A 7,000-nucleotide genomic window follows, 5' to 3' on the forward strand; every position below is an offset into this window, starting at 1 on the left:
AATATCCTGTGTCTTGAAATGCCTTAGTTTTGATTCCAATAACTTACATAATTCTGAGTTTGGATTTCAGCACGTGGTGCAATCGCTTTTGCTGCCATACCGATATAGATAATGCCAGAAACCAGATCATCTTTACCAATGCCGAGCGACTGCTTGAAAAATTTTGATTCTACCACTGCGCCACTACGCCACATGGTTGAAAAACCTTGAGCCTGTAAAGACAGCAGGAAGTTTTGAATAGCGGCACCTGAACTCAGAATCTGTTCAAAATGTGGCACTTTAGGATGATCCTGCAAACGGGTTAATGCCAGTACCAGCAAAGGTGCACGAAAAGGATGATTTTTGACCCGTTCAATCTGAGCTGATTCAGTTTGACCCAGATCTATCAGTGCTTGTGATAATAGTTCGCCAAATGCTTCACGTTGCGCATCCGGGATGATCACAAAAGTGGTAGGCTTCAATCGGTGATGATCTGGTGCTGTCAAAGCAGCTTTAAATGCCAGCTCTAACTGCTCTGCATTCGGTGCAGGTGCCAGCAAATGCCCTATTGATTGACGTTGGTGAATATTTTGATGAACGATGTCGACCACAGATTCCGTCATTGCTTTATAGATCTATAACTTAAAAACTACGGTCAAGATTAGCATATTCCACTAACAATACTCTAGAAACTTGCAATAGCCTTTACCTTGAAAATATTTAAGGAAGATTACAATATTTTCTATGGAATCAATAAAATGTCTCTTTCATTCACTTTTCTCTTATAGAGCGACATCAATAATTGCCAAACTTATACAACAGCTCCTAATTCTGTGCTTTTTACTGTGTTTCAATATTCCCAATTCTGTTTTCAAGCGAGATTTTATGATGAAAAAAACAATTGCGATCAGCGGATTAGCAGCTTCAGCTCTACTTTTAACTGCCTGTGCATCTAACCCAACTTCAGTGGCGGTTCAAAAGGAAAATAATCAGTTTGAAGTAACAGGATTAGGTAAAAACCAGTTAACCTCTAAAAATAATGCAGTGAATGCAGCCAGCAAAACCTGTGGCTCCAAAGCAACTGCGATTATTCTGGATGAAAAAACTTCTTATGATGGTGCACTAAAAGGTGTAGTCGATGAACAGACTGGACAAATGATTCAGGCTGCTGCGACTGTATTAGGCAATATTGCCGGCACCAATACCGGATTGAACCAGAATGATGATTATCAGACTGTTTTAACGTTCCGTTGTGAAGCTAAATAAGCTTCAACATGTGCAACAATAAAAAACCGCTCTTTAAGAGCGGTTTTTTTTTGCAATTTAGATTAGCAATAACCTTCCAAACGGGTCAGCGGTAATTTCTGTCCAATTGCTTTTTCAATCTCTGGCAGATAGAACGCATCATCTTCCGCCAGGAAACTGATACTTACACCACGCGTTCCCGCACGACCGGTACGACCAATACGGTGTACATAATCATCTGACTGTTCAGGCAAAGTAAAGTTAATCACATGAGATACGCCGTCTACATGAATACCACGACCGGCAACGTCTGTCGCAATCATGATGTTATGTTTACCATTTTTGAATTGGTCTAACATTTTCAGACGTCTGTCTTGAGCAATTTCACCTGACAGCATCACCACCTTATAACCATCACGTTTTAAATGATCATACAGCTTACGCACCTGATCACGACGGTTAGCGAAAATCATGACTTTCTCAATCGGTTCATCACGCAGAATGTCTTGCAGCAATTTATATTTATCTGCCTTCGCGACCATATACACACGCTGTTCAACGTCGGCATTGGTTTTCTTTTCCGGCTCAATTTCAACAGTCACCGGTTCAAATAACCATTGTTGTGCCAGATTCAAAACATCATAGCTAAAGGTTGCAGAGAACATCAGCGTCTGGCGCTGTTCTTTACGTGGCGAGAAACGCACGATACGTTTTACTGATGGAATAAAGCCCATATCTAGTAAACGGTCGGCTTCATCAATCACTAGGAATTCAATCTGGTCTAGCCAAACTTCTTTTTGCTCGACAAAGTCAATCAGACGCCCTGGCGTTGCTACCATGATATCGACTGGCGCTTTATCCAATTGAGCTTTTTGCTTGTCAAAATCTACACCACCCAGAAGTGTTACCACACTCAGGTCAGTAAACTTGGTCAGCTCATGCGCGTCGCTTTCAATCTGTAATGCCAGTTCACGAGTCGGTGCCAGAATCAAAGCACGCGGTTCACCACGATAACGCTGTTCTTTTACCGGATTGTTCAGCAAGTCATTAATCACGCTAATCAGGAATGCGGCAGTTTTACCCGTACCCGTTTGTGCACGACCAATAGCATCATGTCCTGCCAAGGTGAATTTTAAAACCTTCTGCTGAATCGGCGTCATCGACGTAAAGCCTAAAGCATCAATTGCCTTTTTCAGTTGGGGATGTAAATTTAAGGTTTCAAAACCAGATGACATAAAGCACTGCTCTAATTTGATAATCACTAAGATGGAATAGTATAAACAAAAAACGCCCCAATTTATATTGGGGCGTTTATTAGCTTAATCCGAAGATTAGTCTAATGGTTGAACTTCTTCAGCTTGGAAGCCTTTTTGGCCTTTAACTACACTGAATTCAACACGTTGGCCGTCACGAAGTGAACGGTGGCCTTCGCCTTGAATAGCACGGAAATGAACGAATACGTCATCACCGCCGTTGCGTTGAATAAAGCCGAAGCCTTTAGTGTCGTTGAACCATTTAACTACGCCTTGTTCACGAGCAGCTGTCATAAGTTAATCCTCATTGATACTAAAAAAAGGACCACCCGGTGTTGCAAACAGCAGAGCAAACAAGTTTGAAAATATTATTTTTAAGCTTGTAATCATTCTGTAAAACTATTAACAAGATCCCGGTTACATCCATTGTGTATAGGGCGAAAAACAATCAATTTGTTTATCTAAAATCCTAAATACGCAATGAGCTTAACATGGGTTTATGACAATTAATAGATATTTTTTAGCTTTGTTCCTTTTGATTTAGTTATTTTTTTCACAATATATATCAGAAAAATTATATATATTATTTCATGTAACTTTTTAGCCAAATAGTTGGGTTTTGGCATCCTATTTGCTAATATTTATAGCCTTTTTTTTTGCGATATGAATAAAACGGAAATGAGTGATAACCACGGTCAAGCGCATATTATAGATGCCATGGGTAAACCCTGTCCGATGCCGCTCCTGATGTTAAAGCGTGCATTAAAAGCAGATCAGGGCAAAACATTCTTGCTAAAGTCATCTGATCCACATAGTCAAACTGATGTTACACGATATTGCCAAATGCATCAGTTAAAATGCGAATCTCAACAGATTTCTGCAACTGAGTATCACTACCTGATTGAATCTTAAAAATTTTCAATTAAACTGGATGCTCTCCATACTCGTATAAAAGTTTACATTTCTCTACCCAAATATCCATTATTTGAGGAGAGTTTGGATTAAGATAAAACCTAGTTAAGGGTTAAATCCCCCGCACTTCAAGGAGAACACATGAGTGACAGCCGCAATCAATTGATGCCCCTGTCATTATCGGCGCCAGGTGTCAATCTTGGTGCTTATATTAGCACTGTCAATCAAATTCCTATTTTAACGGCCGAACAAGAAAAAGAGTTGGCTGAACGCTATTATTACGACCAAGACCTGGACGCAGCAAAAATGCTAGTCATGTCTCATTTGCGTTTCGTAGTCCATATTGCACGTAGTTATGCGGGTTATGGCCTGCCTCAAGGTGACCTGATTCAGGAAGGCAACCTTGGCCTGATGAAAGCCGTTAAGCGTTTTGACCCTAGTATGGGCGTACGTCTGGTGTCATTTGCGGTGCACTGGATCAAAGCTGAAATTCATGAATATGTAATTCGTAACTGGCGTATTGTCAAAATTGCGACTACTAAAGCGCAACGTAAACTGTTCTTCAATTTACGTAGCCTGAAAAAGTCTTCTAAAAAGTTAACGCTTGAAGAAGCCCAGTCGATTGCCAATGACCTGAATGTAACGCCAGAACAGGTTCTGGAAATGGAAGGCCGATTGACGGCTTATGATGCGGCATTTGAAGCATCAGGTGACGATGATGATGAAAATTCAACTCACGTTGCTCCAGCACTATATCTGGAAGACAACCGTTATGATCCGGCACGTCTGATTGAAAATGAAGACTATGAGGAACAAAGTACCTCTGCCCTGCATGAAGCGATGGAACAGCTTGATGACCGTTCTCGTAATATCTTGCAGCGTCGCTGGCTGGATGATGAAAAATCAACATTGCATGAACTGGCAGCTGAATATAATGTTTCCGCCGAACGTATTCGTCAGCTTGAAAAGAATGCAATGGAAAAAATCAAAGTGGCAATGTCTTCTAATTAATGTGTCGAATTAATAAGCTACTAATCTTAAAGAAAGCCTTCATATATGAAGGCTTTCTTTTGTCTTTTAATGCCGTGTTTCAGCCTTGGCTTTTATGCTAAGGTTAAGCGCAAACTTTATTGAGAAGATCAATTCAAATGTGGATTGCGATTTCAGCACTGAATCTTGCGCTTGCGGTCATGCTCGGTGCATTTGGTGCCCATGGTTTAAAGACTCGAGCGACTGAAGCACAGTTGACCTGGTGGCAAACGGCCACAGATTATTTCTTCTACCATGCTCTTGGCTTACTTATTCTGGCAGTGATCAGCCGAGTGATTCCTGAATTGCCAATCAAATGGAGTTTTCTCCTGATTCAGGCGGGGATTTTCCTGTTCTGTGGCTCACTCTATATCATGGCACTAGGTCTGCCGCGCGGTTTAGGTGCAATTACGCCAATTGGTGGTGCCTTAATGATTGCTGGCTGGTTAATTCTGGCCTGGAATGCCGTAAAATACCTCAAATAGGTCTGATGCTTTAATCAATAATCATGGAGGGTTGCCAAGATGCTGGTATATATCAATGGCGAACAACAAGAAACTCAATGCAAGAACCTGCTGGAACTGGTTCAAAGTCTGGAGCTTGAGGGTAAGCGCTTTGCAGTTGAGGTCAATGAAATGATTATTTCTAAAAGCAGATTGGGTGAAACACCCATTTGCGAAGCAGACAAAATAGAAATTATTCACGCAGTCGGTGGCGGCTAATAACACTTGGAACAATTATGCAAGATTTATTACAGATCGGTTCACGCCAATTCCAGTCTCGTCTTTTAGTAGGCACAGGCAAATATAAAGATTTAAATGAAACAGATCAGGCCATTCAGGCCAGCGGTGCAGAAATTGTAACGGTTGCTATTCGCCGGGTAAATATTGGTCAGCATCCAGACCAACCGAACCTGCTTTCAGTGGTTCCACCAGAAAAATACACCATTTTGCCAAATACTGCGGGCTGTTTTGATGCCAATAGCGCAGTACGCACCTGTATGCTGGCACGTGAACTGCTGGATGGTCATAACTTGGTAAAACTGGAAGTTCTGGGTGATGAAAAGACTCTTTATCCAAATATTACTGAAACCTTGAAAGCAGCGCGTACCCTGATCGATGACGGTTTTGAAATCATGGTCTATACCTCAGATGATCCGATCGTAGCACAAGAACTGGAAAGTATGGGCTGCGTAGCAATCATGCCTTTGGGTAGCCTGATCGGTTCAGGTCTGGGGATTCTGAATCCACATACAATTTCGATCATTAAAGAAAATGCCAAAGTGCCTGTGCTGGTTGATGCGGGTGTCGGTACAGCCAGTGATGCAGCGATTGCCATGGAACTGGGCTGTGACGGCGTACTAATGAATACGGCGATTGCAGCAGCACAAAATCCGGTCTTAATGGCCTCTGCGATGCGTAAAGCGGTTGAAGCTGGTCGTGAAGCATTCCTGGCCGGTCGTATGCCACGCAAACGCATGGCCAATGCCAGCTCACCTGAAACCGGTTATTTCTTTAAATAATAATCGAGACTAGAGGCCTAAAAAATTATTTAAATCATGTCGATCTGTTCAGGAGTTTCTAGCAAACTCCTGAACTTTTAAATTTAGATACCCAGGTCAACTTTGAAAATTAAATATTAAAAATTCACTTCTTGGTTTAGACAAATTTGAATAGAACTTCAAATCCCCATAGTTGAATTTATAAAAAGCTTTACAGTTCACCATAAATATCTATCTAATATTCAAAGAAATGACTTAACCTTGTTGGCTAAACTTATTACTCAGCTTTGACCATCAAAAAAAATTATAAATAAAAGGAATTTAAACCGATGCTTCATCAGATCAAACTGCCTTTCCTATTTAGCACCCTGCTGTGTATAGCATTTACACAAAATGCATGTGCAAAACCTCAGACAGATAGTTCTTCCAAATCAAGCTATCAATCATTTGTTCCGAAAAATTGGAAAATTTTAGAAAAAGCGCAAGGCGATTTAAATCAGGACGGTCAAGCAGATCTCGCGCTGATTATTGAAGATACTAATCCCGAAAACCTTGTTGCAAATGCAGGTGTAGGCAATCATGTTCTGAATACCAACAAACGAAAACTTTTGATTTTATTCAAGCAAGAAAATGGTTATCAACTTGCAGCTAGCAATACTACTTTGCCAAACGAAGGTGATGTTGAATCACCTTGTCTCGCTGATCCACTTGGTGAATCCGAAGCCTTAAGCATTCAAAAAGGTGTACTTCGGGTTCATTTACATTACTGGCTAAGCTGTGGTTCATGGTATGTCACCAATCATACTTATACATTCCGATACCAAAATAATGCTTTTAAGCTGATCGGCTATGATGTAGATGATTTTCACCGTGCCACGGGTGAGAGTACAGCACGAAGCATTAACTTTTTAACAGGCAAGGTAAAAACTACAACAGATGAAAATGAATTTACAGAACAGACACAACCTGTCAAAGTTCAATGGTCCACCTTAAAACATCGCTACGCACTAAAATTTGAACAGGTTCAATTTAATCAGCCACAAGAGTTCAAATAAAATTAAGGTGGTGTTTCAAAAAGTAT

General features: G+C 40.8%; 10 protein-coding genes. 7 read left to right on the top strand and 3 right to left on the bottom strand.

Annotated elements, in window-relative coordinates; genetic code table 11:
* Positions 1-23: 23 nt before the first annotated feature.
* Positions 24-602 carry a nitroreductase family protein gene (locus B3Q46_RS08150; protein ID WP_262736283.1) on the bottom strand — a complete coding sequence of 193 codons (579 nt, stop codon included), beginning with the start codon at positions 600-602 and terminating at the stop codon, positions 24-26.
* A gap of 265 nt (positions 603-867) precedes the next feature.
* Here B3Q46_RS08150 and B3Q46_RS08155 point away from each other — a divergent pair, with 265 nt between their 5' ends.
* The gene (locus B3Q46_RS08155) at positions 868-1,245 is read left to right on the top strand and encodes a hypothetical protein (protein ID WP_034170065.1); all 378 of its coding nucleotides are present in this window, start codon (positions 868-870) and stop codon (positions 1,243-1,245) included.
* Between the two features lie 62 nt (positions 1,246-1,307).
* Here the strand turns inward: B3Q46_RS08155 and rhlB are convergent, their stop codons facing one another.
* Both rhlB and B3Q46_RS08165 read right to left on the bottom strand, forming a co-directional pair.
* Positions 1,308-2,459, bottom strand: coding sequence for an ATP-dependent RNA helicase RhlB (gene rhlB / locus B3Q46_RS08160; RefSeq protein WP_262736284.1), 1,152 nt, complete (start codon positions 2,457-2,459; stop codon positions 1,308-1,310).
* 96 nt (positions 2,460-2,555) lie between these two features.
* Complete coding sequence (locus B3Q46_RS08165) at positions 2,556-2,771, bottom strand: cold-shock protein (protein WP_004782461.1); 216 nt, start codon at positions 2,769-2,771, stop codon at positions 2,556-2,558.
* A 384-nt stretch (positions 2,772-3,155) separates the two neighbouring features.
* Between B3Q46_RS08165 and B3Q46_RS08170 the strand changes: the two genes are divergently transcribed.
* From B3Q46_RS08170 to B3Q46_RS08195, 6 genes are all read left to right on the top strand, one after another.
* Positions 3,156-3,389: a sulfurtransferase TusA family protein gene (locus tag B3Q46_RS08170; RefSeq protein WP_175968201.1), complete on the top strand. Its 234-nt coding sequence runs from the start codon at positions 3,156-3,158 to the stop codon at positions 3,387-3,389.
* 141 nt (positions 3,390-3,530) lie between these two features.
* Entirely contained in the window at positions 3,531-4,400 is an 870-nt protein-coding gene (gene rpoH, locus B3Q46_RS08175) for an RNA polymerase sigma factor RpoH (RefSeq protein WP_004782464.1), read from the top strand.
* 137 nt (positions 4,401-4,537) lie between these two features.
* Positions 4,538-4,903, top strand: coding sequence for a DUF423 domain-containing protein (locus tag B3Q46_RS08180; RefSeq protein ID WP_262736286.1), 366 nt, complete (start codon positions 4,538-4,540; stop codon positions 4,901-4,903).
* Positions 4,904-4,942: 39 nt separating this feature from the next.
* Positions 4,943-5,140 carry a sulfur carrier protein ThiS gene (gene thiS / locus B3Q46_RS08185; RefSeq protein ID WP_262736287.1) on the top strand — a complete coding sequence of 66 codons (198 nt, stop codon included), beginning with the start codon at positions 4,943-4,945 and terminating at the stop codon, positions 5,138-5,140.
* A 17-nt stretch (positions 5,141-5,157) separates the two neighbouring features.
* Positions 5,158-5,940, top strand: a complete 783-nt coding sequence (locus tag B3Q46_RS08190) for a thiazole synthase (protein WP_034702140.1) — start codon at positions 5,158-5,160, stop codon at positions 5,938-5,940.
* 308 nt (positions 5,941-6,248) lie between these two features.
* Positions 6,249-6,974 carry a hypothetical protein gene (locus B3Q46_RS08195; protein ID WP_286714723.1) on the top strand — a complete coding sequence of 242 codons (726 nt, stop codon included), beginning with the start codon at positions 6,249-6,251 and terminating at the stop codon, positions 6,972-6,974.
* Positions 6,975-7,000 lie beyond the last annotated feature (26 nt).

The organism is Acinetobacter sp. UBA2581, from assembly GCF_002339435.1.
Lineage (GTDB): Bacteria > Pseudomonadota > Gammaproteobacteria > Pseudomonadales > Moraxellaceae > Acinetobacter > Acinetobacter variabilis.